This is a genomic window from Thermus sp. NEB1569 (genome assembly GCF_022385295.1).
GTDB classification, from domain to species: Bacteria; Deinococcota; Deinococci; order Deinococcales; family Thermaceae; genus Thermus; species Thermus scotoductus.
Window position 1 is genome coordinate 1,411,082 of record NZ_CP092445.1, and the last position, 22,484, is coordinate 1,433,565.

25 protein-coding genes and 1 pseudogene are annotated in these 22,484 nt (G+C 65.2%); 11 read left to right on the forward strand and 15 right to left on the reverse strand.

What is annotated here, in order from left to right; genetic code table 11:
- Nucleotides 1-129 precede the first annotated feature (129 nt).
- The gene (locus tag MI302_RS08075) at nt 130-696 is read left to right on the forward strand and encodes a hemerythrin domain-containing protein (RefSeq protein WP_126165537.1); all 567 of its coding nucleotides are present in this window, start codon (nt 130-132) and stop codon (nt 694-696) included.
- Here MI302_RS08075 and MI302_RS08080 read toward each other — a convergent pair.
- Genes MI302_RS08080 through MI302_RS08095 form a run of 4 tightly spaced genes read right to left on the reverse strand, consistent with a single transcriptional unit; the run spans nt 693 to nt 3,215 of the window.
- The gene (locus MI302_RS08080; RefSeq protein WP_239725411.1) at nt 693-1,880 is read right to left on the reverse strand and encodes an NAD(P)/FAD-dependent oxidoreductase; all 1,188 of its coding nucleotides are present in this window, start codon (nt 1,878-1,880) and stop codon (nt 693-695) included. The genes MI302_RS08075 and MI302_RS08080 overlap by 4 nt on opposite strands.
- A gap of 41 nt (nt 1,881-1,921) precedes the next feature.
- A complete protein-coding gene (locus tag MI302_RS08085) occupies nt 1,922-2,617 on the reverse strand; it encodes a succinate dehydrogenase iron-sulfur subunit (RefSeq protein ID WP_239725412.1) in 696 nt (231 codons plus the stop codon).
- Complete coding sequence (locus tag MI302_RS08090; RefSeq protein ID WP_239725413.1) at nt 2,614-2,949, reverse strand: sulfurtransferase TusA family protein; 336 nt, start codon at nt 2,947-2,949, stop codon at nt 2,614-2,616. The genes MI302_RS08085 and MI302_RS08090 overlap by 4 nt, the downstream gene beginning before the upstream one ends.
- Entirely contained in the window at nt 2,946-3,215 is a 270-nt protein-coding gene (locus MI302_RS08095; RefSeq protein ID WP_239725414.1) for a ferredoxin family protein, read from the reverse strand. Before MI302_RS08095 ends, MI302_RS08090 begins: the two co-directional genes overlap by 4 nt.
- A gap of 230 nt (nt 3,216-3,445) precedes the next feature.
- Between MI302_RS08095 and MI302_RS12190 the strand changes: the two genes are divergently transcribed.
- The 3 genes from MI302_RS12190 (at nt 3,446) to MI302_RS08110 (ending at nt 6,278) form a co-directional block, all read left to right on the forward strand.
- Nucleotides 3,446-3,781 carry a hypothetical protein gene (locus tag MI302_RS12190; RefSeq protein WP_244922429.1) on the forward strand — a complete coding sequence of 112 codons (336 nt, stop codon included), beginning with the start codon at nt 3,446-3,448 and terminating at the stop codon, nt 3,779-3,781.
- A gap of 319 nt (nt 3,782-4,100) precedes the next feature.
- Nucleotides 4,101-5,198 carry a YwiC-like family protein gene (locus MI302_RS12195; RefSeq protein ID WP_304653890.1) on the forward strand — a complete coding sequence of 366 codons (1,098 nt, stop codon included), beginning with the start codon at nt 4,101-4,103 and terminating at the stop codon, nt 5,196-5,198.
- A 54-nt stretch (nt 5,199-5,252) separates the two neighbouring features.
- Nucleotides 5,253-6,278 carry a S1C family serine protease gene (locus MI302_RS08110; protein WP_239725415.1) on the forward strand — a complete coding sequence of 342 codons (1,026 nt, stop codon included), beginning with the start codon at nt 5,253-5,255 and terminating at the stop codon, nt 6,276-6,278.
- Here the strand turns inward: MI302_RS08110 and MI302_RS08115 are convergent, their stop codons facing one another.
- A complete protein-coding gene (locus MI302_RS08115; protein WP_239725416.1) occupies nt 6,279-7,253 on the reverse strand; it encodes a P1 family peptidase in 975 nt (324 codons plus the stop codon).
- Nucleotides 7,254-7,297: 44 nt separating this feature from the next.
- On the opposite strand from MI302_RS08115, the gene MI302_RS08120 reads away from it, so the two are divergent.
- From MI302_RS08120 to MI302_RS08130, 3 genes and pseudogenes are all read left to right on the forward strand, one after another.
- Nucleotides 7,298-8,359: a class II aldolase/adducin family protein gene (locus tag MI302_RS08120; RefSeq protein WP_239725417.1), complete on the forward strand. Its 1,062-nt coding sequence runs from the start codon at nt 7,298-7,300 to the stop codon at nt 8,357-8,359.
- The gene (locus MI302_RS08125) at nt 8,356-9,450 is read left to right on the forward strand and encodes a zinc-binding dehydrogenase (RefSeq protein WP_239725419.1); all 1,095 of its coding nucleotides are present in this window, start codon (nt 8,356-8,358) and stop codon (nt 9,448-9,450) included. The genes MI302_RS08120 and MI302_RS08125 overlap by 4 nt, the downstream gene beginning before the upstream one ends.
- A gap of 57 nt (nt 9,451-9,507) precedes the next feature.
- Nucleotides 9,508-10,166: pseudogene (locus MI302_RS08130) on the forward strand (AAA family ATPase); the annotation flags it as partial.
- A gap of 300 nt (nt 10,167-10,466) precedes the next feature.
- Here MI302_RS08130 and MI302_RS08135 read toward each other — a convergent pair.
- The gene (locus tag MI302_RS08135; RefSeq protein WP_038032087.1) at nt 10,467-11,312 is read right to left on the reverse strand and encodes a transposase; all 846 of its coding nucleotides are present in this window, start codon (nt 11,310-11,312) and stop codon (nt 10,467-10,469) included.
- A 190-nt stretch (nt 11,313-11,502) separates the two neighbouring features.
- Between MI302_RS08135 and MI302_RS08140 the strand changes: the two genes are divergently transcribed.
- Together MI302_RS08140 and MI302_RS08145 are read left to right on the forward strand one after the other, a co-directional pair.
- On the forward strand, nt 11,503-12,357 hold the full coding sequence (locus MI302_RS08140) for an ABC transporter permease (RefSeq protein ID WP_239725420.1): 855 nt from the start codon (nt 11,503-11,505) through the stop codon (nt 12,355-12,357).
- A gap of 1 nt (nt 12,358) precedes the next feature.
- A complete protein-coding gene (locus MI302_RS08145; protein ID WP_239725421.1) occupies nt 12,359-13,651 on the forward strand; it encodes a murein hydrolase activator EnvC in 1,293 nt (430 codons plus the stop codon).
- A 12-nt stretch (nt 13,652-13,663) separates the two neighbouring features.
- Here MI302_RS08145 and hpf read toward each other — a convergent pair whose 3' ends face one another.
- Entirely contained in the window at nt 13,664-14,224 is a 561-nt protein-coding gene (gene hpf / locus MI302_RS08150) for a ribosome hibernation-promoting factor, HPF/YfiA family (RefSeq protein ID WP_126212691.1), read from the reverse strand.
- Nucleotides 14,221-14,949, reverse strand: coding sequence for a cell division ATP-binding protein FtsE (gene ftsE / locus MI302_RS08155; protein WP_239725422.1), 729 nt, complete (start codon nt 14,947-14,949; stop codon nt 14,221-14,223). The genes hpf and ftsE overlap by 4 nt, the downstream gene beginning before the upstream one ends.
- A gap of 77 nt (nt 14,950-15,026) precedes the next feature.
- Between ftsE and MI302_RS08160 the strand changes: the two genes are divergently transcribed.
- On the forward strand, nt 15,027-16,352 hold the full coding sequence (locus tag MI302_RS08160) for a S41 family peptidase (RefSeq protein ID WP_239725423.1): 1,326 nt from the start codon (nt 15,027-15,029) through the stop codon (nt 16,350-16,352).
- Between the two features lie 114 nt (nt 16,353-16,466).
- Here MI302_RS08160 and metG read toward each other — a convergent pair whose 3' ends face one another.
- The 6 genes from metG to MI302_RS08190 all read right to left on the reverse strand — a co-directional run bounded on the left by metG (nt 16,467) and on the right by MI302_RS08190 (nt 20,750).
- A complete protein-coding gene (gene metG / locus MI302_RS08165) occupies nt 16,467-18,350 on the reverse strand; it encodes a methionine--tRNA ligase (protein ID WP_239725425.1) in 1,884 nt (627 codons plus the stop codon).
- Nucleotides 18,351-18,451: 101 nt separating this feature from the next.
- On the reverse strand, nt 18,452-18,733 hold the full coding sequence (locus MI302_RS08170; protein ID WP_239725426.1) for a DUF86 domain-containing protein: 282 nt from the start codon (nt 18,731-18,733) through the stop codon (nt 18,452-18,454).
- Nucleotides 18,734-18,779: 46 nt separating this feature from the next.
- Nucleotides 18,780-19,070, reverse strand: a complete 291-nt coding sequence (locus MI302_RS08175; protein WP_038069996.1) for a nucleotidyltransferase family protein — start codon at nt 19,068-19,070, stop codon at nt 18,780-18,782.
- On the reverse strand, nt 19,067-19,750 hold the full coding sequence (rpiA, locus tag MI302_RS08180; RefSeq protein WP_038030278.1) for a ribose-5-phosphate isomerase RpiA: 684 nt from the start codon (nt 19,748-19,750) through the stop codon (nt 19,067-19,069). The genes MI302_RS08175 and rpiA overlap by 4 nt, the downstream gene beginning before the upstream one ends.
- A gap of 2 nt (nt 19,751-19,752) precedes the next feature.
- Nucleotides 19,753-20,220: a thioredoxin-dependent thiol peroxidase gene (gene bcp / locus MI302_RS08185; RefSeq protein WP_026329114.1), complete on the reverse strand. Its 468-nt coding sequence runs from the start codon at nt 20,218-20,220 to the stop codon at nt 19,753-19,755.
- A gap of 44 nt (nt 20,221-20,264) precedes the next feature.
- Complete coding sequence (locus MI302_RS08190; RefSeq protein ID WP_239725427.1) at nt 20,265-20,750, reverse strand: adenosine-specific kinase; 486 nt, start codon at nt 20,748-20,750, stop codon at nt 20,265-20,267.
- 64 nt (nt 20,751-20,814) lie between these two features.
- Between MI302_RS08190 and mqnC the strand changes: the two genes are divergently transcribed.
- Nucleotides 20,815-21,948 carry a cyclic dehypoxanthinyl futalosine synthase gene (gene mqnC / locus MI302_RS08195; RefSeq protein WP_019550973.1) on the forward strand — a complete coding sequence of 378 codons (1,134 nt, stop codon included), beginning with the start codon at nt 20,815-20,817 and terminating at the stop codon, nt 21,946-21,948.
- Here mqnC and MI302_RS08200 read toward each other — a convergent pair.
- Nucleotides 21,945-22,454 (reverse strand): hypothetical protein, encoded by a 510-nt coding sequence (locus MI302_RS08200; protein WP_239725428.1) that lies wholly within the window; start codon nt 22,452-22,454, stop codon nt 21,945-21,947. The two genes, mqnC and MI302_RS08200, sit on opposite strands and share 4 nt — an antisense overlap.
- Nucleotides 22,455-22,484 lie beyond the last annotated feature (30 nt).

The window sequence follows — 22,484 nt, forward strand, 5'->3', positions numbered from 1 at the left end:
CTTTGGGAAGGACTTGGGAATCGGGCAAGGGGCTTGGGGCCCGCCTTGACCTGGGTCATAGACGGGGAGGGAGGGTAGGTGAAGGCTGGAGGCCTGGGCGGCCCCCCCGCCTAAAGGAAAGGAGGCAAGATGATTTACCCCTTTGAAGGCAAAGGGCTAGTGAGGCCAGGGGGTCAGGTCCGGTGCCTGGACCTAAAGCCGGGGGAGAAGCAGACCCTGAAGGTGGAGCGGAGCGAAGACGCTCTCCTGGCAGTTCTCAAGGGGGTTATCGTCGTGCGGTTCTGGGGGCGCTCCCTCCGCCTCCAGCCGGGCCGGACCGTGAGGGTCCGGACTGGCCAGCTCCACCTGGAGGCCCCAGAAGGCGGGCGTATCCTCTGGATCACCTTGGGGCTTCCGCCAAGTGAGCTCGCCCGGGACCACAAGGAGCTTGAAGCGCTTCTGGAGGCCCTGCCCTCCCAAGGAGCAGCCGAGGCCCTGGTTCAGAGGCTCCAGGCCCACATCGCCCTGGAGGAGGCCCTCTACTACCCCACCCTAAGCCCCGGAAACCGTCGGGATCGGCTCCTGGAGCACCGGCTTCTCCTGGAACTTCTGGGAGAGCTCCAAAGCTCCCTCCGGGAAGGCCGGCCCGTGGATGGGGTGGTGGAACGCCTCAAGATCGCCCTCCAGGCCCACAGCGAGGCGGAGCTAAGGGCCTAGTCGGGGAGGATCCGCACCCCGGGTTCCCGGAAAAGATAGGTGTAGGCCCAGTCCAGGAAGACCAGAAGGCGGTTGCGGAAGCCCACGAGCTCCCTCAGGTGCACGAAAGCCCAGAGGAGCCAGGCGGGAAGCCCGGCCACCCCGAGGCCCCAAAGCTCCGCCACCGCCCGATTGCGGCCGATAACCGCAAGCTGCCCCCGGTCGCGGTAGCGGAAGGGGAGGGGGTCCTGCCCCCTTAACGCCCGGAGGAGGTTTCGCGCCGCCCACCGCCCCTGTTGCAGGGCCACGGGTGCGAGCTGGGGGAAGCCCAGCCCGTTGAGGTCCCCCACCACGTACACCTCGGGATAACCGACAAGCCGCAGACAGGGGTCCGTGGGCACCCGGCCCCGAGCGTCCGCAGGAAGCCCAGGAAGGGGGTTCCCCCGCACCCCCACTGCCCAGAGGACGAGGTCCCCTTTAAGCCGCTCGCCCCCGGAAAGCCTTACCCATCCCTCCCCCACCTCGGCCACCTGCGCCCCCAGGCGCACCCTCACGCCAAGTTGGGCCAAGGCCCCCTCCGCATACCGGCCGAGGGCCGGCCGGAAAGCGGAAAGGAGCCGGGGCCCCGCCTCCAGCAGGGTGACGGTCCCCGCGGGCACCTCGGGGAAGTCTCTGGGCAGGGCGTAGCGCAAGAACTCGGCCAGGGCCCCGGCGAGCTCCACGCCCGTGGGCCCGCCCCCCACCACGAGGAGGTCCAGGGGGCGCCCCCTGCGGGCCGCTTTTTCCAGGGCCTCGAGGAGGCGGTACCGGACCCTTAGGGCCTGGCCCAGGGTCTTGAGGAAGAGGGCATGCTCCCTCGCCCCCGGCACCCCCAGGTCGCTAGGGAGGCTTCCCGTGGCCACAACAAGGAAGCGGTAGGGAAGCGCATCCCCGCCCTCCAGGAGGAGCCTTTTCCCCTCGAGGTCCACCCGCTCCACCCGGCCGAGGAGAAACCGGCCCCGGCGCAGCAAGGCCCGCAAGGGGTAGGCCACGGCCGGCCCCTCCAGGAAGCCGGTGGCCACCTGGTAAAGGAGGGGCTGGAACAGGTGGTGGTTCCGGGCGTCCAGCAAGAGGTAGGGAACCCGCGCCCTTTCCAAAACCCGGGCGGCGGCAAGCCCTGCGAAGCCCCCGCCCAGGATCACCACCTCTGGCCAAGCCCCGCCCATGCCCGCTTCCGCATTTTAACCCGGCCGTAGCCCCCGGGGGGTCAGAAGGCCTCCTCCAGGATCCTCCGCTTGACCTCGGTGATGAGCCGGTTCACGTCAATGCCCCGCGGGCAGGCCTCGGTGCAGTTGTGGGCGTTGCGGCACCGCCACACCCCGTTTCGCCCGCCGAGCCAACTGGAAAGCCGCTCCTCAGCCCCTCGGTCGCGGGAGTCAAAGAGGAAGCGGTGGGCCTGCACGATGGCCGCCGGGCCGATGTAGTGCCCGTTCACCCAGTAGACGGGGCAGCTGGAGGTGCAGGCGGCGCAGAGAATGCACCGGGTAGCCTCCTCATAACGCGCCCGCTCCTCAGGGCTCTGGAGCCTCTCCCGCTCGGGCGGGGGCTCGTCGTTGATGAGGTAGGGCTTGACCGCCCGGTAGGCGGCAAAGAAGGGCTCGAGGTCCACGATGAGGTCCTTCCGGGCGGGGAGCGCCCGCAGCGGCTCCACGGTGAGGATCCGCCCCAGGTCCTTCACCAGGGTCTTGCAGGCGAGGCGGTTTCGGCCGTTGATGGTCATGGCGTCCGAGCCGCAGACCCCGTGCCCGCAGGAGTAGCGGAAGGCCAAAGTCCCGTCCACCTCGGCCTTGACCCTGAGAAGCAGGTCCAAAACCCGCTCCCGGCCCTCCGTCTCCAGGGAGAAGGCCTGCCAGTAGGGCCCTCTGCCCGGCGCTCGCCTGAGGATGCGGAGTTCCACCCTCACGGCTTCTCCACCAGGAAGCGGTAGTAGCGGAAAGGGAAAATCCCCCGCTGCTCCTGCTTCAGGATGCGGTAGCCGTACTTGCCCGCCCAGGCAGGGACCTCGTAGGGGGCGTAAACATCTTTGGAAAGGAGTTCCAAGACCGCCCCCGAGGGCAGGGCCTCCATGACCTCGGTGGCCCGGATGAGCCCCAGGGCGCAGGGCGTGCCGCGGTTGTCCAGGCGATGGAGGGGTTTCACCTTGAGGTCCTCGAGGCGGCACACTCCCTTGACCGGGGAGCACTGCAGGGGAACCTCCTGCCTTACCTCCACCACCAGGCCGGGCGGCGCGGTCATCGCCCCCCCTCGAGGACGTGCACGTTGGGCAGGGTCTGGGCCCAGGTGCGGTTCTTCTCTATGTAAACCTTCCACTGCTCCGGGACGTCCTCCTCGGGGTAGATGGCGTTCACCGGGCAAGCGGGCACGCAGGCCCCGCAGTCAATGCACTCGTCGGGGTGGATGTAAAGCTGCTCCCCGGCGTCGTAGATGCACTCCACGGGGCAGACCTCTTGGCAGGACCGGTCCTTCACGCCGATACAGGGCTCACAGATCACGTGGGGCATAAGCACCTCCAAGCCCCAGCCTGCCCCCTCGCCTTCCCCTCGTCCATGACCCGGATCAAAGGTTTTTCCCTCAGGCCAACCTCCACCTGCACCGCTGAGGACCGCTCCCGGGAATAGGCTCCTTGCCCGGCATCACACTCTGGAGCTCAAAGGAGGAGGAAACTGTGGCTATGGTCTCCCTGAGAAAACCCCTACCCCCATATGCCCTCCACACCCCAGGGGGGCAAAGGGTGTACCTACCGGACCTCAAGGGAAAGATCCTGGTCTTGCTTTGCGACCTGGATCTGGCCCGGGCCCTGGCCACCCGCCAGGAGGAGCTTTCTGCCCTCGAGGCCCAAGCCTTTTTCCTTTCCCAAGAGGCCCGGGAAAGCCCCTTGCCCCTCCTTCTGGACCGGGAAGGGAACCTGATTCAGGCCATCCCCCACCAGGGAACCTTAATCGCCGACCCCTTCCTGGAGGTCTACCACCTGGGCCCGGTGAAGGATGTGGAGGAACTCCTAGACTGGGTGCGGTTTGTGGGGGGGCAGTGCCCGGAGTGCGTCCTGCCGGAGGCGGAATGGCTCTAAAGGTCAAGGGACCGTGACCCTCCTTTTTGACGCCAAGGAGGAGCGCTGTAACAACCCCAAGGCCCTTCAGGCTCTCCCCCTCGCGGCCACCAAGACCCCTTGACCCAGGTCATGGCGGTCTAGCCCCCCGGGTGCCAGGGTTAAGGGGTATGCTGGAACCTACCTTGAAGAACACGGTAAGCGAGGTCCTCCAACGCCACCCAGAAGCGGTGAGGCTGCTTAACCAGATGGGTTAAGCCTGGGCTGGAGCTATCTTTATGATGCTGGAAGTACCCTTGCGCTAAGGAGCCTACGGCTAAGGCTCATTTGGGAGAACCCTATGCGCACCTCAAGTATCCCACTGAAGTCGGTAGCCATCCCCACGGAGCACGGGGGCTGGGGGTTTACCCTAGAACCCATCCTCCTGAGCCTACTCCTCTCGCCAGGACCCCACACCCTGGGGCTATTCCTCCTGGGCCTTTTCGGGTTTCTGGCCCGGCACCCCTTGAAGCTGGTCTACCAGGACCTAAGGAAGGGCAAACGCTACCCCCGCACCGAGCTGGCCTTAAAGGTGAGCGGGGCCTATTTGGCCCTGGCCCTTCTGGGCTTTCTCCTTACTGCCTTGACCGCCAAAGGCCCCTTCCTCCTCCCCCTTCTTTTGGCGGTGCCCTTGGGGCTCTACATGCTCTGGGCGGATACCTCAAACCGCTCCCGGAACCTTTTCCCCGAGATCGCCGCTGCCTTGGCCATGGCTTCCTTGGCCCCTGCGGGGGTTTTGGCAGGAGGCTTGGAGCCGGGGATCGCTTTGGGAAGCTTTCTCGCCTTGGCCATCAGGGACATCGCCGCCCTCTACTACGCCCGCACCCAGGTGCTTAGGGCCCGGGGCAGAAACCCCAAGCATTACCCCGCCCACCTGGCCCTCTGGACCTCCTTCCTCCTTGCCCTCCTTCTTCAAGGCCAAGGGCTTCTAACTGCTCCCACTACCCTTGCCCTTTTCCTCCTGGCCTTTTATGGAAGTGTCGCCCTCTTGAGACCCCCGGTGGAGGCCAGGATCATCGGCTGGACGCAGATGGGCTTTGGCCTTTTGGTGGTCCTGGCCACCGCTTTGGGCTATACCCTTGAGGGCCTTCCCACCGCCCTTCTGTGGGTGCCGCTTCTGCACCGGTTCCTGGGGTGGACCCTGGTGGGACTGGCCTTTCTGGCAGGGCTTTACCTCCTCCTGCGGAAGGAGGTAAACAGGCCCGTTCGCCTTCTCCTGGGGCTTTACGACCTGAACGCCCTTTTGGGCCTCCTCTACCTGGCCTTTCTCTGGAAGCCCCTCCCTCACGCCCTCCTGGCCCTCATCGGGGTGGTCCTCCTCCACCTCCTCCTGAAAAAACCCCATCCCTGGCCCGGGATTGGCTTCCTCCTCCTGGGATTCCTCCTTCTTTGGCACTGAGGCCCATGGTGGGCGGAACCACCCTTTTCCCCCGCCACCGGGGAAAATGGAAGCATGAGGAAAGCCTGGGGGATCCTCCTCCTTCTTCCCTTGGCCGGGGCCCTCTACGCCCTGTGGAGCCGGCCCGTACAGCTTTGGGGTAGGCCAGAGAAGAACGTAACTTGGGAACTGGCCCAGGCGCCTCCTGAACGCCTGCAGGAGGTCTACACCAGGGCCCATCCCGCCGTCTTGCGCATAGACGGCCCGGAGGGAAGCCGGGGCACAGGGTTCTTTTACCGGGAGGGCCTCGTCCTTACCGCCTACCACGTGGTGGCCGAGGGCGGGCCTTATACCCTGGTGCTCTCCAACCAAAAGCGGGCCACGGCCACCCTTCTCGGTTTCGCCGAGCCCATGGACCTGGCGATCCTAGCCACGGAGGCCCGCGCCCCCGCCCTCCTTTCCCTGGAAACCCAAAGGCGCCCGCAGGTGGGGGAAGCGGTCTTGCATATCGGCAACGGGCGCAACCAGTTCATCGCCCCCCGGTATGGGCGCATCACCCGGCTTTTCGTGGACCCCTCGCCTTTTCTTCCCCAGGGCCTGGTGGGAACCAGCCTCCCCCTTTCCCCCGGGGATTCGGGAGGACCCGTGCTGGACCTCGAGGGAAAGGTGGTGGGGGTGGCGGTGGCCATCGGCCAAACGGAGGAGGGCTTCCGAAGTTTCTTCACCCCGTTGCTGGGCCGGGGCCAGGTCCTGGCAGAGATGGAAGGGGGTAAGCGAAGCTACTGGCCCTACCTGGGCCTGAGGGGTCCAAGGGGCTTAACCCCGGAGCTGGCCCGGGAGCTGGGCCTGCCCCCCGGGGGGGTGGTGGTGGGGGAGGTGGTCCCTGGGGGGGCGGCCCACCAGGCGGGGCTTAGGGGCCTGGAAGCGGGCGGGGTGCCGGATGTGATCCTCGAGGTCAACGGGGTCAAGGTGAACAGCTTCGAGGACCTCCTGCGGGAGGTGCGCCACCACCAGGTAGGGGACAGGATCCGCCTTAGTGTGCGCCGGGGCGGGGAGGTCTTTCAGGTGGAGGTGGAGCTCGCTCCCTTTCCCGGAAGGTGATCAGCCCATGAGGTCCCGGTAAGCGGGAATCCCCGGCGCACTCCCCGAAAGGAGCACCGCCCGAAGGATCGCCCGGGTTACGGCGTCGGCGGCGTAGGCCCCGAGGCGCAAGAGGATGTAGGCATCCACCCCCCTTCCTTCCCCTAGGGCCAGGGCGAAGACCAGGTCCCCGTCCAGGGGCGTATGGGCCGGGCGAATGGCCCGGGCAATCCCGTCCTGGGCCATGATGGCAAGCCTCCTGGTCTGGGCCTTGCTGAGGGGGGCGTCCGTGGCCACCACCGCTAAGGTGGTGTTCTGGCCCAGAAGGAAAGGGTAGCGGTAGTCCTCCGGGCTTCCCCAGTAGCGGGAGCGATCGGGAAGCAAGGCCCGCTCCCCTTCCGCCAGGAACTCCTCCCCGTAAAGCCTTCCCGTAAGAGGGTCAAAGGGGCGGCCCAGGCTGTTCACCGCCACCAGGGCCATGACCCGGTAGCCCTCTTCCAGGGCGTACCCGGCTAGACCCACCCCGCCCTTGACCCCGCCCGCCACCGCCCCGGTGCCCGCCCCCACGCTACCCTCCTCCACCCTTTCCCCTGCGGCCAAGGCTGCCTGGTACCCTGCCTCCACCCCGGGCGGGCGGTGGACCTTTCCCCGGCCCAGGTCGTAGAGGACCGCTGCGGGCACGATGGGCACCACCCCTCCCGGGGTGGGGAAGCCCTTCCCCTTTTCCCGGAGGTAGCGTACCACCCCCTCCGCGGCGGCGAGGCCCAAGGCACTCCCCCCGGTGAGGAGGACGGCCTGGACCCTTTCCACGGTGTTCTCCGGGGCCAGGAGGTCCGTCTCCCGGGTGCCGGGGGCTGCCCCCCGCACGTCCACCGCCCCCACCGCTCCCTCCTCCACCAGGACCACGGTGGAGCCGGTGAGGGCCTCGAGGTCGGTGAAATGCCCCAACCGTAGCCCCGCAAGAAGGGCAGAACTACCCCACAAGGCTTCCGCCATAGGACCAGTATGGGGTAGGCTAAGGACCAGAGCAAGGAGGGCATATGTGGGAGTACATGATCCACGGTGAGCCTTCTCCTAACGTCCGGGCTTTTCTGGAAGGACTGGGGAAAGCCCTGGAGGCCCAGGGGTTTCGCCACAACCCTCAGGCCGAGGCCCCAAACTTGGTACTGAACGCCATTTCCCCGGAAAACCCCCGCCCCTACCGCCGGCGGGCCCAGGCCACCTTCGTGGCCTCGGTGCTGGAGCTTCCCGCCTTCCCCGAAAACCCCCTCCAGGCCCTCTACCCCTACTTGGTCCGGGCTCTTTCCAACGTGCTCCTGGCCTATGTGCCCCACCAGGGGGTCAAGTTCCTCACCCTGGAGCTAGGACACTACGACGAGCCCAACGGGGAGGGGTTTTACGAGAGGGTGGCCGACCGCCTGAAGCCCATCGCCTGTAGCCGCCTGGTCATCAACAACATCTTCCATAGGGACCTCGAGCCCGAGCTCTGGCAAGGGGACGAGCTTACGGAAAGCATGTACCGGGCAGGGAAGAAACTCAAGGAGTGGGACCTCCTTCCTGCTCCCTTCCCCATCGAGGAGATCCTGCCCCCCGAGGACCTGCGGCATGTCAAACGGCTTTACGGTATCGGGGGTCTTTCCTATGGAAACCTCTCCGTGCGCAAGGACGAGCGCCGCTTCTGGATGTCCGCAAGCGGGGTGGACAAGGCCAACCTGAAGGAGATCGGCCGGGACATCCTCATGGTGAAGGACTACGACCCTGAGCAAAACGCCATCCTCCTCTCCGTGCCCCCCCACGTGGAACCCAGGCGGGTCAGCGTGGATGCCATCGAGCACTGGATGATCTACCGGGCACACCCCGGGGTCGGGGCCATCCTGCACGTGCACGCCTGGATGGAAGGGGTTCCCGCCACCCCCTTCAACTACCCTTGTGGCACCTACGAGCTGGCCCAGGCGGTGGCGGAAAAGGTGCGCCAAGCCCCTGACCCCACCCGGGCGGTGGTGGGCTTGAAAAACCACGGCCTCACCATCACCGGGCGCAGCCTGGACGAGATCATGGAGCGGATAGAGGGTAAGCTCATCCGCACCGTGCCCATGTCATGAAGGCCCTCCTCTACACCCCTTCCCTTCCCCGCTTCTTCGCCGCCAGGGTCCTGGGCAAGCGATTTTCCAAGGGCCTCCTCCCCCTAGCCCTCACCCAGGTGCCCCTTCCCGAACGGCAAGGCTTCGTACGGGTGAGGGTCAGGCTAAGCGGGGTCTGCGGCTCGGACCTGGCCCTTCTCTACGGGAAAAGCCCCCCATCCATCAGCCCCTTTTTCTCCTTTCCCGCCGTCCTTGGCCACGAGATCCTGGGGGAGGTGGAGGGAAGCCTGGTGGCGGTAAACCCTCTCCTCACCTGCGCCGACCGCGGCCTTCCCCCCTGCCCAAAGTGCCAGGAGGGCGAGGAAGGCCTATGCCAGAACGTAGCGGAAGGATCCCTGGCCCCAGGGATGCTGGGCTACAACCGGGACCTGCCCGGGGGCTGGGGAGAGTGGATCCTGGCCCGGCCCGAGCGGCTTTACTCCATCCCAGCCCACGTCCCCGAGGAACGGGCGGTGCTCGCCGAGCCCCTGGCGGTGGTGGTGCGGGGCCTTAAGAAGCTGAAGCCCTGGCCCAAGGAGGTCCTGATCCTGGGCATGGGTACCTTGGGCCTTCTGGCCCTCAAGGCCCTTAGGGCCCTGGGGTTTTCCGGAAAGGTCTACGCGGTGGCCAAGTACCCCCACCAGGCGGAGCGGGCTTTGGCCTTCGGGGCCGATGGGGTCTTTGGAAGCGCCAAGGAAGCTCTGGAAGCGCGGGCCAGGCGCTACCGCTACCTCCTCTTCCAGGGGTGGCGGGGTGGGTACGAGGTAGTCATAGAAGCTTCAGGAAGCGGGCTTGGCTTCCGCCAGGCCCTCACCCTGGCCCAAGAGGGGGGCAGGGTCCTGCTCCTAGGGGCCCCTGGGCTGGACTGGGCCGACCTCTCCCCCTTCTGGTTCAAGGAGGTGGGCCTGGTGGGAAGCTACACCTATAGCCTCGAGGAGTTTGCCCAGGCGGTGGGACTCCTTCCCGAGCTGGTGGGCCTCGAGGCCCTCATCGGGGGCATCTTCCCTCTTACCGACTGGCAAAAAGCCCTCTCCGCCAAGGGCAAGGCCCTGTTCCGGCCAAATGTGTCCTGAAGGGGAGTATCCCCTGGCCTGGGGGCTATACTCCAGGGAAACCCTTAGGGGGTGGGCATGGCCTGGGAAGAGGAACCCTTCTTGGCGGCAGGGGAAAGGCTTCGGGCCCTCCTGAAGGAGGTCAAGCGGGTCATCGTGGGCCAGGACCACCTCCTGGAGAGGATGCTGGTGGCCCTTCTCGCCCGGGGCCATGTCCTGATCGAGGGGGTGCCGGGGCTGGCCAAGACCCTGGCGGTGAAGACCCTGGCCCAGGCGGTCGGGGGGGGAACTTCAAAAGAATCCAGTTCACTCCCGATCTGGTGCCCGCCGACCTCCTGGGAACCCGCATCTATAACCCCAAGGAAGGGGAGTTCAAGACCGAGCTCGGCCCCATCTTCGTCCACCTCCTCCTAGCGGACGAGATCAACCGGGCCCCGGCCAAGGTGCAGTCGGCCCTCCTCGAGGCCATGCAGGAGCGCCAGGTGACCCTGGGCAAGGAAACCTACCCCCTACCCAAGCCCTTCCTGGTGCTGGCCACGCAAAACCCCATAGAAAGCGAGGGCACCTATCCCCTGCCGGAAGCCCAGCTAGACCGCTTCCTCCTCAAGGTGGTGGTGGGCTACCCTGCCTTCCACGAGGAGCTCCTTATCGTGGGGCGCATGACCACGGGGGAGGAGATCCAGGTGGCCCAGGTGCTTTCCCTGGAGGAGGTTTTGGAGCTTTCCCGCCTGGCCGACCGGCACGACCTGGTGGGGGTCTTGGTGGAGGACCCCTTGGAACGGGCCCTGCCCCGGGCAGGGGTGCTCTCCTTCGTGGACCCGGAAACCGGGGCCCAGGTGGAGGTGAACACCCTGGACCCAAGGGTGCGGGAAGCCTACCGCCTCCGGGCGGAGGCGGCTTCTCTCCGCCTTGGACCCTGCCTTCCTCCCTGGGCCTAAACCCCTAAGGCCCGCCTGCCCCAGCCACCCAGGCCGCCGAGGCCCCAAGGAGGCCTCCGAAAACCAAGCCCAGAAGAAAAGATTCCTTCGTGTGCTACCTCATATCTCCACCCCAGCCATCTTGAGAAGCACCCGGCTCCGAATCAGGTTGTGCACCAGCAGGATGAGATGGACCCGCGCCACCAAACCCCAATACGACCGCACCTCCATCCGGTGAAGCCCCAAAGACCTCACCATCACGCTAAACCGCGTCTCAATCCAGTTGCGCACCCTCCCCATCCAGGCTCGCCACCCCGTCTCCACCACCTTCCCTCCCCTGAGCCGGTAGGGCGGCGTCTTCACCCCCTGGACCCAGCGAAAACCCCGGTCCCCAAGAACCGCAGGCAAACCCTCAAGGACCTCCCTCCCCCAGGTCTCCCGGGCATTCCCGGGCAGAAGAACCCAGCGGAAAAAGAGGCCCCGCTCGTTCATCACCGGCATGAGGGCGTATCCGCCAAAAGCCCCCAGGGGTCCTTTCCCCACCGCGGCCTCAGGGAGGGAGAGGCTGTGGATGCGCTGTCCGTGGGCCAGGGGAATGGGCTTCAGGTCCACCACCTGTAGCAAGCCTTCTCCTCCGGAGAGCCTGAGGGCGAGGTGGGCCAGGAGCCCATGAGCCTTTTGAAGGACCCGGTAGAAGCGGGAGAGGTGGGGGAGGGAGGGGAAGTAAGGCTTCAGGGTAGTTTTGGCGGCGAGGTAGCCTTTGGCGAGGTCCTGGCCCTGGAGGAGGAGGAAGATGGCGAGGGTTAGGAGCTCTGCCAGGGTGGCCTTTTGGTGCTTTTGCTTTTTTGGGAGCTTGTGACCTTGGGCGACGAGGGCCTTGAGTTCGTCATCCACCCAAACGTAGGTGGCTACGAGAAGGGTTTCTGCGTCAAGATAGTAGAGGGGGTGCTCACGGTTTGGATGCATAGCACCCCCTTTTCTTTCACACCCTAGGGGTCCAGATCAAGTAGCACACGAAGGGATTTCATACCCTTACGGTAGCAGGCCAGGAATCGGGCGCAGGGAAGTGGGCACGTTTCCCCCATGCCCCACCTCGAGCCCACCAGACCGGCCAGCTCCAAGCCATCCCTCAGGGAAGGGGCGTAAGATGTAAGCCATGTATGCCTTGCGCGAGGGCCTGCGGCAGATCCTGCGTCATCCCACGGCCAGCCTCGCCACCTTCTTCACCGCCTTGGTATCCTTTGCCCTCCTGTATTTTCTGGGTCTAGTCCTTTGGAACCTGGAGCGGGTGGTCCAGACCCTGGAACGGGAGCTGGAGGTGGCGGCCTTTCTGCAAAAGGAAGCCAACGTGGAGGCCCTTCTCACCGAGATCCAGGGCTGGACCGAGGTGGGGGAGGTACGGCTCCAAAGCAAGGAAGAGGCTCTGGCCCAGCTGGTCCTGGACTACCCCTACCTGGCCGAGGCCAAGGACCTGGTGGAAAATCCCCTGCCCGACACCCTGCGCCTTAGGCTAAAAGCGCCGGAAGCGGTCCGCACCGTAGCGGAAAGGCTCAGGAAGCTCCCCGGGGTGGAGGGGGTAGAATATGGGGGAGAGCTTACGGAAAGGCTGGTCCAGGTGCTATCCGGAAGCCGGCTGGCCATGGGGGTCCTGGTGGGGCTCCTTCTCCTCAACACCTTCTTCAGCGTCATGGGCTCCATCCGCCTATCCTTAGAAAGCCGCAAGGAAGCCCTGGGCATCATGCTCCTGGTGGGGGCCACCCGGCGGTTTATCCAGGCTCCTTTTGTGGTGGAAGGAATCCTCCTCACCCTTGGGGCAAGCCTCCTGGCGGTGGCCTTCGGTAGCCTCCTCTACCTAGGCTTGGCGCAGGCCCTCCAGGGGCTACTTCCCTTCCTCCCCGTGCTGGGGGTCAAGGACCTCTGGCAGACGGGCCTCATGGTCCTGGCCCTGGCAGTGGTTCTAGGCGCCGGGGGAGCCTTCATGGCCACCCGGGCCTACCTGAGGGAAGTCTAGGATGCGCCCCAGCTGGCTTCTCCTCTTCTTGCTTTTGTGCCAAGGCCTTCTCCCATGGGCCTTGGGCCAGAACGTACCCGCCCAGGAGCGCACCGTGCGCAACCTGGAAGGCCAGCTGAACCGGGCCAAGGCCCTCGAGGAGCAAAGCCAAAGGCGGATCCGGATCCTGAACCAGGAGCTTTCCCGCCTCTCCACCCGGGTGGAGAACCTGCTTAAGGAGAAGGCCCGTCTGGAAGGGGAGATCACCCGGTTGGAGAGGGAACGCGCCGCCTTAAGCCGGCAGATCGCCCAGCTGAAAGAGGAGATACGCCGGACGGAAGGGCGCATCGCCCAGCTGGAAAAGGACCTGGAAAGCCTCAAGGAGCGGCTCCAGGCCCTGATGCGAAGCCTCCACCGGGAAAAGGCGGGCCGCTACCTACCCCTCCTCAGGGCCCAGTCCTTCACCGACCTGGCGGTCCGGGCCCGCTTTGTGGGGTACATCTCAAGGCAGGATGCGGACCTGGTTCGCACCCTCCAGACCACCCTGAAGGCCCTAAGGGAAGAGCGGGAGCGCTTAAGCCTTCTCCTCGCCGACCTCACCGCCAAGGAAAAGGCTCTCGGGGAAACCCAAAGGGCCCTCGAGGAGCAGAAGAAGGAGCTGGAGGCTACCCTCTCCAGCCTGGAGCGGGAAGCCCAGGGCAAACGAGCCCTCCTGCGGGAGGCTCTGCAGGAAAGGCAACGCCTGCAAGCGGAGCTGGCCCAGCTCCAGGCCCGGGTCCTGGCGGAGAGGCAACGCCTCCTGGAGCTCAAGCGCCTGGAGGAGGAGCGGCGAAGGCAGGAGGAGGAACGGCGTAGGCGGGAAGCCGAGCGCCGCCAGGCCGCGGCCCAGCCGGCACCCCGGGAAGCCAGCGTGGTGGTGCCCCCTCCCCCCTTACCCGCCGCCGTGGGCCGGCTGGCCTTCCCCGTCCCCGGGGGCAGGATCCTGGTGCCCTACGGGCAGGAAGGACCTTTCCAGGTCATCCAGGGCCCAGCCCCGGGAAGCCCCGTCCAGGCGGCCGCCGAGGGCTACGTGGCCGGAATCCTCTACCTGCCCAACCTGGGCTACACGGTGATGCTGGTGCACACGGAAACCCTCTCCACCGTCTATACCAACCTGCAAGAACCCCTGGTGCAGGAAGGGCAAAGGGTAGAGCGGGGCCAGCTCCTCGGCTACACGGGGGGAGGCCTTCTCATCCGCCCGGAGGAGCTGGAGTTCAGGGTGGCGGTACGCATAGGCGGAGAGACCCGCTTCGTGGATCCCTCCGCCTACTACTAAGGGCCTTGAAGGCTATGCGGGCTCGATAAGCCCGTAGTTGCCGTCCTTACGGCGATAGATGACGTTGATCTCCTCGGTCTTGGCGTTGCGGAACACGAAGAAGTCGTGGCCCAAAGCCTCCATCTGGAAGGCCGCCTCCTCGGGGTCCATGGGCTTCATCTCGAACCGCTTGACCCGGACGATTTTGGGACCCTCTTCCTCCTCGGGCTTGCGCAGGGCCTCGAGGTCCTGCACCTCGGGAGGCGGAGGCCCCTGGTACGAGTGGCGCTTCCCGATAAAACGGCGCTCCTTAAAGCGCTTGAGCTGGGTTTCCAGGCGGTCCACCATGCGGTCGATGGCCGCATAAAGGTCGGGATCCTCCTCCTCCACCCGGATGAGCCCCCCGGGGAGGTCCACCTGCACCTCGGCCTTGGCCTTGCGGGCCACGTGATTGCTACCCGCCAGGGAGAGAACCACCTTGGCCATGAGCTCCCCGTTCTGGTAGCGGTCCAGGCGGGAAAGCTTCCGCTCCACGTAGTCCCGGATGGCGTCGGTGATCTCCAGGTTGCGACCGATGAGTTTGTAGACGTTCATGCTTCCTCCTTTCCGCCCCGGTCAGGGCTTTCCCTTACCCTTATGCTACCACCTTCCCCCGGACGTTCGTCCCGCACCACCTGCCCGGCCTTCAGGACCACCACCCGCGCCGGATAGGCCTCCAGAAGCTCCCGGCTGTGGGTGGCCACCACCACCGTGGCCCCCCGCTGGTGAGCAGCCTTGAGGATATCCAGTACCTGGAGGGCGTTATCCAGGTCCAGGTTCCCCGTGGGCTCGTCCGCCAGGATGACGGGAGGGTCCAAAAGCAAGGCCCGGGCGATGGCCACCCGCTGGGCCTCCCCCACGGAAAGCTCCTCGGGAAAGGCCCTTTTCTTGTGGGCAAGCCCCACCCGGCGAAGGGCGGTGGCAATCCGCTCCCCCCACTCCCTGGAAGGAATCCCCTGCACCCTGAGCACAAAGGCCAGGTTCTCCTCCACCGTCATGTCGGAAAGGAGGCGGTGGTCCTGGAAGACCATGCCGATCCGGCGGCGGTGCAGGGCCACCTGGTCCCCCCTGAGGAGCTTGAGGTTCTGCCCGGCAAAGTACACCGCCCCCTGGGTGGGAAGAAGGCGGCGGAGGATAAGGGCCAGCAGGGTGGACTTCCCCGCCCCGGAGTGGCCCACCACGTAGACGAACTCCCCCTTCTTCACCTCGAAGCTCACGTTGTAAAGCGCCTTGGTCCCCGTGCGGGGGTACTCCAGGCCCACCCGGTGGAAGGCGATCATGCCCCTACTATACGGAAGGCAGGCCAGACGTTCTTCTCATGGAAAGGCGCTATAGTGGAAGCTAGGTGAGGGAAGAGATGAAAAAACGCGCATGGCTCATCGCAGGGCTTGGGGTGGTCCTGGCCCTGGTATACGCCCAGCTTCCTCGTCCCCAGGCGGAAAACCTCCTGCAAAACCCCAACGGCCAGGCCCTCCTGGAGGTCTACCAGAGGATCCAGCAGGACTACCTGGAAACCCTGCCCCGGGACAAGCTGAACGCCCTCCTAGAAGGGGCCATTGGCGGCATGGTCTCCGCCCTCAAAGACCCCTTCACCAGCTACTCCCCGCCCCAGCGGGCAAGCCTCCGGCAGGAGGACCTCAGGGGAGAGTTCTTCGGCATCGGGGCTACCCTCTCCCCCGCCAACCCCGACGGCACGGGGGCCAAGATCGAAGGGGTCATGAAGGGCCTGCCCGCCCAGCGGGCCGGGATGCGGGCCGGGGATGTGATCCTGGAGGTGGACGGGGAGGATGTGACCGGCCTGCCCCTCCAGGAAGTGGTGGCCAGAATCCGCGGCCAAGAGGGCACCAAGGTCACCATCAAGGTGCGCCGGGAGGGTGTGCCCGCTCCCTTGGTCTTTGAGCTCATCCGGGAGAAGGTGGAGATCGTCTCGGTTTCCACGGGCAGGATCGGGGACATCGGCTACATCGCCTTGGAAACTTTCGCCAACTTCAAGGTGGAGGACCAGCTGAAGCGGGCCATAGACGAGCTTAAGGCCCAGGGCATAAAGAAGCTCATCTTTGACCTTAGGGATAACGGAGGGGGCCTCCTGGACCAGGGTTGCGCCGTGGCCAGCGCCTTCCTGAAGGAAGGGCCCATCGTCTACACCCGCACCAAAAACCTCACCCGGGTCTGGTGCGAAGCCTCGGGGAAGCCTTTATGGGATGGCCCCATGGTGGTCCTGGTGAACGGGAACTCGGCCTCCGCCAGCGAGATCGTGGCCGGGGCCCTCCAGGACTACGGCCGGGCCAAGGTCATCGGGGAGAAGACCTTCGGCAAGGGCGTGGGCCAGACCCCCTACACCCTGGCCAACGGGGGCGAGCTCACCCTGGTCACCTTCGAGTGGCTTACCCCCAAGCGCCGGGCCATCAACAAGGAGGGCCTGAAGCCCGACATTGAGGTGAGGGACACCCGCTTCCCCACCCCCTTCTCCCTGCAAGGGGCCGGGGCCCCGCCGGGGGCCGAGGTCAGCGTAACCCTAAACGGCAAGACCGTGAAGGTGAAGGCCGACGCCGAGGGCAAGTTCACCTACGCCGAACCCCAGCGCCAGCGGCCCCTTCCCGAGGACCGGGGGCAGGCGGTCTTGGACCTGGAGCAGGACGCCATCCTCAAGCGGGCTTTGCAGGAGCTTAACGCCACCCGTTAGCCTGGGAGGCAGGCTAAAGGGGCCGGGAAAACCCGGCCCCTTTTAACCACCCTACCCTAGCTCCGTCATGGTGGGGGCTCAGGTACTTCCCCTACACCCCTCTTGCGCCAAGGGCTATTTCACCACCGCCCCCGGGGGGATCTCCCCCTCCACGGTGACCAGGGTGAGCTTATCCCCTTCCGAAGCCGCCAGGATCATTCCCTGGCTCTCCACGCCCCGGAGCTTGGCGGGTTTCAGGTTGGCCACCAGCACCACCTTCTTCCCCACGAGCTCCTCGGGGCGGTACCAGCGGGCGATGCCGGAAACCACGGTGCGCTCCTCGTTCCCCAGGGAAAGCCTAAGCACCAGAAGCCTGTCGGCGCCCGGGTGCTTCTCCGCCGCCACCACCTCCGCCACCCTCAGCTCCACCTTGGCAAAGTCCTCTATGCTGATGGAGCGATCCTCTGCGCTATCCTCCATTTTGCCCTCCCCGGAGCCCCTGGCCTCCTCCCTGGGAGCCTCCTTGGGAAAGAGAACCCCCGCCTCCTGGGGAAGGGGAAGGGGTTCCGCCAGACCCCAGCGCTCCGCCTCCTCGAGGCGCACCTCCTCCCTCAAGCCCAAAGCCCGGCGCAGCTCGGCCATCTTGTCCGGCATGGCCGGGGTAAGGAGGATGGAGGCGATCCTGAGGCCCTCCACCACCCGGTAAAGCACCGCCTTAGCCTCCCTCGGATCCTCCTTGAATAGCTCCCAGGGACGCTTTTCGTTAATGTAGCGGTTCAGGGCCTTCACATAGGCCATGGTCTCCTCGAGGGCCACGTGGAAGCGGAGGTCCCGCACCAGCCCTCTTAGACGCCCCGCAAGCCGTGTGCCCTCCTCCAGCTCCTCCCCGGGAACCGGCTCGGGGATGCGCCCGTCGGCAAAGCGGAAGAGCATGGCTCGGGTACGCTGGAGAAGATTGCCCAGGTCATCGGCCAAATCCGCCTCGTACCTGGCCCTCAGGGCCTCCTCGCTCACGGGCGTATCCTGGCCATAGGGAATCTCCCGCAAAAGGTAGTACCGCACCGCATCCCGGCCATACTTCTCCGTGAGGGCAAAGGGATCCACCACGTTCCCCAGGGTCTTGCTCATCTTCCGTCCATCCGGCCCCAGCAGAAACCCTCCCACGTTCAGGTGCCGGTACATGGGAATCCCTGCCGCCTTCAGCATGGTGGGCCAGAAGACCGCGTGGGGCTTCAGGATGTCCTTGCCGATCAGGTGCCAAGCCTGCGGCCAGAAGGTGGCGTAGCGGGGATCATCGGGGTAGCCCAGGGCGGACACGTAGTTGAGGAGGGCATCAAACCAGACGTAGGTCACGTGGACTTCATCCCAGGGCAAGGGGATCCCCCAGGGAACCCGGGCCTTGGGCCGGGAGATGGAAAGATCCCCAATGGGCTCGGAGAGCATGGAGAGCACCTCGTTCCTGTACCCTTCAGGACGGATGAGGTCCGGGTGGGTCTGGAGGTAATCTATGAGCCACTCCCGGTACTTCTCCATGCGGAAGAAGTAGTTCCCCTCCCGCCTCCTCTCCACGGGCCGGCCGTGAATGGGGCAGAGGTCCCCTTGAAGCTCCTTCTCCGTGTAGAAGCGCTCGCAGCTTACGCAGTAAAGCCCCTCGTACTCCCCGTAGTAGATGTCCCCGGCCTCGTAGACCCTTTGCAACACCCTTTGCACCACCCGCTTGTGCCGCTCCTCGGTGGTGCGGATGAAATCGTCGTAGGCGATGCCTAAAAGCTCCCAGGCCTTGCGGAAGCGCTGGGATACCCGGTCCACGAAGGCCTGGGGTTCCTCCCCTGCCCTCTGGGCTGCCCGGTACACGGTCTCCCCGTGCTCATCCGTGCCGGTCAGGAAGAAGGTTTGGTACCCGTCCAACCGGTGCCAGCGGGCCAGGAAATCCGCCACCACCGTGGTGTAGGCGTGGCCCAGGTGGGGTTCCGCGTTCACGTAGTAGATGGGGGTAGTGATGTAAAAAACCTTTTCCATCCCTCCTCCAAGAAAAACCGGGGCATGCGCCCCGGGCGGGAAGGACCTTCCCGCCCTAGCCCAAAGGCATGCCCTTCACAACCCCGATTCTACACCCAACCCTAACCTTGCTGCAAAACCCGCTCGACCCAGGCATAAAGCTGCGGCACCTTGTTCCTCACCACGTCCCAGACCAATTCCAGGTCTACACCAAAATAATCGTGGACCACCACATCCCGAAAACCGGCCATCTTCCGCCACTCCACCTCCGGGTGGGCAAGCTTAAAGCCCCCAGGAAGCCGCTTCACGGCCTCCCCAATCACCGTGAGGTTGCGGAGGACAGCGTCTACGGTTCGCTCGTCCTCCAAAAAAGCCTCATACGACATCCCCTCCGTGTAGCGCACAATCCGCTGACATGCCAAGAATATGTCTTCCAACAACAAGGAGGGGTCACGCGACACGCAGGCCTTCCCGCTCCACGATTCGCCGCAAGGAGGGCTTTAGCGCCCTCAAACGAACCACGTCCACGGGTACACCCAAAAGATCTTCCAGGTAAAGCTTCAAAGCCATGAGGCGATCAAAGGAAACCGGCTCTATAAGCTCAACAGCCACGTCCAAATCGCTTCCAGGGCCGGCCTCTTTTCGTACAAAGGACCCAAACAAGAAGAGGTCCTTCACACCCAGGGCCTGCAGTTCGTCCCTATGAGCACGCAAGCGAGCCAGGATCTCCTCGAGGCTCATGGCAGAATCTCCTCCACCCCCATGGGTCCCGCCACCAGGGCCCGGGTGGCAAGCCCCACGAAGATCCCCGTTTCCACCACCCCGGGGATCTCCAAAAGAGCCTTGTGGAGGCCCAAAGGATCCCCAATGGGGCCAAAGCGCACATCGGCGATGAGGTGGCCCCCGTCGGTGAAATAGACCTCATCCCCGTTCATCCTCAGCTCCGGCTCCCCCCCAAGGGCGCGGATGGCCCTTAGGGTGGCCAGGTGGCCAAAGGGCACGATCTCCACCGGCACCACCCCGCGGCCTAATACCGACACCTTCTTGGTGTGGTCGGCGATGACGATGAACTCCTTGGCGTTGCTCTCCACGATCTTCTCCCGCAAAAGAGCCCCGCCAAGGCCCTTGATAAGGGAGAGGTCCGGAGCGATCTCGTCAGCCCCGTCAATGGCCAGGTCCACCCCCTCTGGAGGAAGATCCACCAGGGGGATCCCCTCCCTCAGGGCCAGGTCCTTGGTGGCCTCCGAGGTGGGAACTCCTTTAACCCCTCTAAGCTCCCCTTCCCGGAGGCGCCGGGCCAGCTCCAAGACGGCATACCTAGCCGTGGACCCCGTGCCCAAGCCCACCACCATGCCATCCTGCACAAAGGCCACCGCCGCATGGGCCGCCTCTTTCTTGTAGCTTTCCAAAGGCCTTTCCATCCTCAAGACCCCCTCAGGGCCCGCAGGGCTTCCGCCACCTCCTCGGCGTGGTCCTCCGGGGATACCTTGCGCCAGACTTTGGCAATCCGGCCCTCGGGATCGATCAGGAAGGTCTGGCGCAAAACCCCCTCGTACTCCTTGCCGTAAAGGTTCTTCTTCCCCCAAGCCCCGTAGGCCAGGATGACCTTCCGCTCGGGATCAGCGAGAAGGGGAAAGTTCAAACCGTACTTCTCGGCGAAGCGCTTGTGGCTTTGGACATCGTCCGCCGACACCCCAAGCACCACGGCCCCCAGCTCCTGCAGATCCCCCATGCGGTCGCGGAAGCCGCAGGCCTCCTTGGTGCAACCCGGGGTGTCGTCCTTGGGGTAGAAGTAGAGAACCACCCACTTCCCCCGGTAATCGGAAAGCCGGTGAATCCGCCCCTCCTGGTCCGGCAGGGCAAAGTCTGGCGCAGCAGTTCCAGGCTCCATGAGGGCATCTTACCCCAAGCCCCCAAAGCGGGGATAAGGGGGCGCTAAAGTTTGTAGCCGAAACGGCGGAGAAGGTCCTTGCGCCAGGCCACCTCGGCCTCGTCCTCCACCCCCAGGGGCTTAAAGCCGTCCATGACCCCCAGGATGGCCCGCTGCTCCCCTTCCTCCGCCACCACCACCTTGAGGGGATTGGCGGTGGCGGCATAGATGCGCACCACCTCCGGGCAGGCCTTCACCGCATGGAGCACGTTGATGGGGTAAAACCCCTCCCCTAAAACGATGAGGAAGCTGTGCCCCGCCGCCAGGTTGAGGAGGTTCTTGACCGCAAGCTCGGTAAGCTCGGGATCGGTGCCCGAGCGCCGCACCAGGCGCTTTCCGCTGGCCTCGGAGAAGGCCAGGCCGAACTTGATGCCCGGCACGGCGGTCACCAAAGCCTCGTGCAGGTCCTCCACCGTCTTGATGAAGTGGGCCTGGCCCAGGATGACGTTCAGGTTTTCCGGCTTCTCGATGGGGATTACCTTGAGTTCCATGCCTCCATTTTACCCGTGGCCCAGCCTCCAACCGGCGAAGCCCTAAGGGTGTAGCATAAGGCCCATGGATGTGCTGGAAAAGGCCGTGGCGGGAGAAAGGCTTTCCGAGGCGGAGGTCATGGCCCTCTTTGACCTGCCCCTTCCCGAGCTGGCCGCCGCCGCCCACGAGGTGCGCTTGCAGAAGACCGACCCCGAGGTGGTCACCTTCCTCATAGACCGCAACATCAACTACACCAACGTCTGCACCGTGGCCTGCGCCTTCTGTGCCTTTTACCGCACCCGGCGGCAAGAGGACGCCTACACCCTCACCTACGAGGAAATCGCCAGGAAGGTGGAGGAGCTCTACCAGGTGGGGGGAAGGCGCATCCTCATGCAAGGAGGCGTTAATCCGGACCTGCCCTTGGAGTGGTACCTGGACCTCCTGCGCTACCTCAAGAACCGCTTCCCCGACCTGCGCATCGATGCCTTCAGCCCCGAGGAGATCCTGGGGCTGGAACGGCTTACCGGGCTTAAGGCTGGGGAGATCCTGGAAAAGCTGATGGAGGCTGGCCTGGACGGGATGCCGGGGGCCGGGGCAGAGATCCTGGTGGACGAGGTGCGCCACAAGGCCGCCCCTGCCCGCATCCAGACCGCCGACTGGTACCGCATCGTGGACGCCGCCCAGGCCCTGGGGCTTTACACCCTGGCCAGCATGGTGATCGGTTTCGGGGAAGGCCCAAGGGAGCGCACCCTTCACCTCTTAGGTATCCGCGCCCAGCAAGACAAGGCCCTGAAGCAGTACCGGAATGGCTTTGCCGCCTTCGCCCTTTGGACCCTGCAAGTGGAGCACACCCGCCTGAAGGGCAAGGCTCCCGGGGCCACCGCTCACGAGTACCTGAAAACCCTGGCCATCGCCCGGCTCGCCCTGGACAACTTCGCCCACCTCCAGGCTTCCTGGCCCACTCTGGGGTTCAAGGTGGCCCAAGCGGCGCTTTACTACGGGGCCGACGACTTCGGCAGCACCATGCTGGAGGAAAACGTGGTCTCGGCGGCCGGGGGGCACGGCCGCACCCACGCCACCGTGCGGGAGATCGTGCGGCACATCGTGGACGCAGGCTTCCGACCGGCGGAGCGGGATCCCCTCTACCGCATCCTGCGCTACCCCGACCCCGAGGCCATCCTTAAGGAGCCTGAGCCCTTGGAGCTCCCCCTGGCCTAGGGGCACTGGCGGGACCGGTAAAGGTCGTAATCGCTGTAGACCGAGGCCTGGTAGGGGTCGCCCCCCTTCTGGGCGTCGTACCCGTTCCAGCCGTGCTTCACCTTGAGCTGCTTCGGGCTTCCCACCCAGTAGAGCTTGGTACCGGAGCCGTTGGCGTAAAGGAGGTACTTGTCGCAGGTGTCGCCCAAGACCGTGTCGCCATCGCTGTAGCGGCCGTTGTTGTCATCGTCCCGGTAGGCCACCACCCGGTAGCTCCCTTCCGTGGCCTTCGAGGGAAGCTCCATCAGGTACCCCTTGGTGAGGCTTGGGTCTTTGATCTCCAGCTGGTTGCTGTAGTTCACCCGCCCCTCTGTGGTAAGGCCCACCAGGGCCAGGCGCAGGCCCTGGGCCACGTCGGACCAGTTGCCCTGAAACTGCCCGGAAACCTTAGGCCCCCCAAAACCTGGAATAAGCCCACAGGCTCCGAGGAGAAGGCCGCCTGCCAAAACTAAAGTCCACTGTCGCATAGGTTTGCCCTCCAAGGTTCAGGATAGCGG